This is a genomic window from Acinetobacter sp. C15, from assembly GCF_013420645.1.
Taxonomy (GTDB): Bacteria; Pseudomonadota; Gammaproteobacteria; order Pseudomonadales; family Moraxellaceae; genus Acinetobacter; species Acinetobacter indicus.
Genome location: NZ_VOXR01000115.1, coordinates 1 through 1,612, shown reverse-complemented (window position 1 = coordinate 1,612; position 1,612 = coordinate 1). Strand labels below are relative to the sequence as shown.

General features: G+C 35.5%; 2 protein-coding genes. Both read left to right on the top strand.

Annotated elements, in window-relative coordinates; genetic code table 11:
• The first annotated feature begins 281 nt into the window (after positions 1-281).
• On the top strand, positions 282-893 hold the full coding sequence (locus tag FTT63_RS15375; RefSeq protein WP_044432563.1) for a recombinase family protein: 612 nt from the start codon (positions 282-284) through the stop codon (positions 891-893).
• Complete coding sequence (locus tag FTT63_RS15370; RefSeq protein WP_045124954.1) at positions 853-1,113, top strand: hypothetical protein; 261 nt, start codon at positions 853-855, stop codon at positions 1,111-1,113. The genes FTT63_RS15375 and FTT63_RS15370 overlap by 41 nt, the downstream gene beginning before the upstream one ends.
• Positions 1,114-1,612 lie beyond the last annotated feature (499 nt).

Here is a 1,612-nt window from a genome sequence, read left to right as displayed (position 1 = left end):
CCAAGAAGACGTGCACAGAAAACAGCAATTCAACAACGAAATCTGAATCCTGTGCTTGACTTGGAAATGTCTGTATAGGACATTTCTATTTGGTTTTAAGATAGGACATTTCTACTTTGGAATAACACCCAAGGCATGGCTTTTAGTCATGCTTTTTTTATCAAAAGACTATAGCTGATAGCTGAATGATAGCGAGCCAAATCGCATACAATATCTATCATTAGACTTAATGCAATAATTAAATGATAGTGTTATCATTAATCTAACAGAATTAAGATTAAATGATAGAAATGAATACACGTATTTATCTACGAGCTTCAACTAAAGATCAAGATGCAGAAAGGGCTTTGCAGATTCTTCAGGATCTAAACCAAAACTTGAATTTGGGCGAAACCATTGTGTACGTGGAAAACTATAGTGGTACCAAGTTAGACCGACCTGAATTGAATAAGCTACTGTCAGAAGCAAATCAAGGTGACACCTTGTTGGTTGAAAGTATTGACCGATTATCACGCCTAACCCAACAGGATTTTCAAGAGCTGAAGCGCAGGATCCAGGAGAAGGGACTTCGTTTAGTCGTAGCAGATCTTCCTACTACCTACCAAATGATTCAAACCAGTGACAGCATTACTAATTCAATCCTGGATCTCATCAACAATATGTTGATTGATCTCCTGGCAACAATGGCCCGCCTGGACAATGAGAAACGTATAGAACGTATTAAGCAGGGCCTGGCACGTTCGGGTTACAAACCAACAGGTAAGAAAGCCAATGAGGCTAAGCACAAACGAATAAAAGAATTGCTAGCAGCTGGCAATATGACTAAGGAAGAAATTGCCAAAGCAGTGAATTGTGGAGTTGCAACTGTTTATCGAGTTGCTAAAGTCATTTAAAAAGGCTTGTATCAGTGCTTCCCTTATGTCATATCTATTTACAAAGGAGCAAGGCATTCTTAAAGGTCAAAAGACGGAATTAATGATGAAAAAGCATTTGATTTACCTTGTTTTTATAGTGATGGTTTTTATTTTAGCTCTGGTTGTAAAGATTGATAATGATCATAAAAAAGGGCAAGCATTAAAGAAATTGGAACTAGTTGAAAAGCAAATCCCTTAGGTAAAAATTGACTTATACTTATTTAAATAACGCTAATAACTAAGCCCAAAAAACACCTAGACCCAGTGCTATACACGCTTAGTTTTTAATATTTCAAAAGAGTATTTTAGCAAATATCATAAAAGACCGGTCTATTCTCAAGCCGGTTTTCTATATCGCAGAGCATCATGGCTTTATCATAGATATATGAATATTAAGATAAATAAAAAGCCCTATAGTCTCTCCCGTTACTATAAGGCTTATAAAACGCTGTAATTTTTTTCTTAATTACCTACTTTTCGATGTAGGTTATGAATATATTTTACCTATTGGTAAAAATAAAGATATAAGACAAAAGATGAATACGTTAGGAATTCCGCGTAAAAACTACTATGTTATTCCAAAGTAGAAATGTCCTACCTAATAACCAAATAGAAATGTCCTATATGGACATTTCCAAGTCAAGCACAGGATTTAGATTTCGTTCTTGAATTGCTGTTTTCTGTGCACGTCTGCTTGG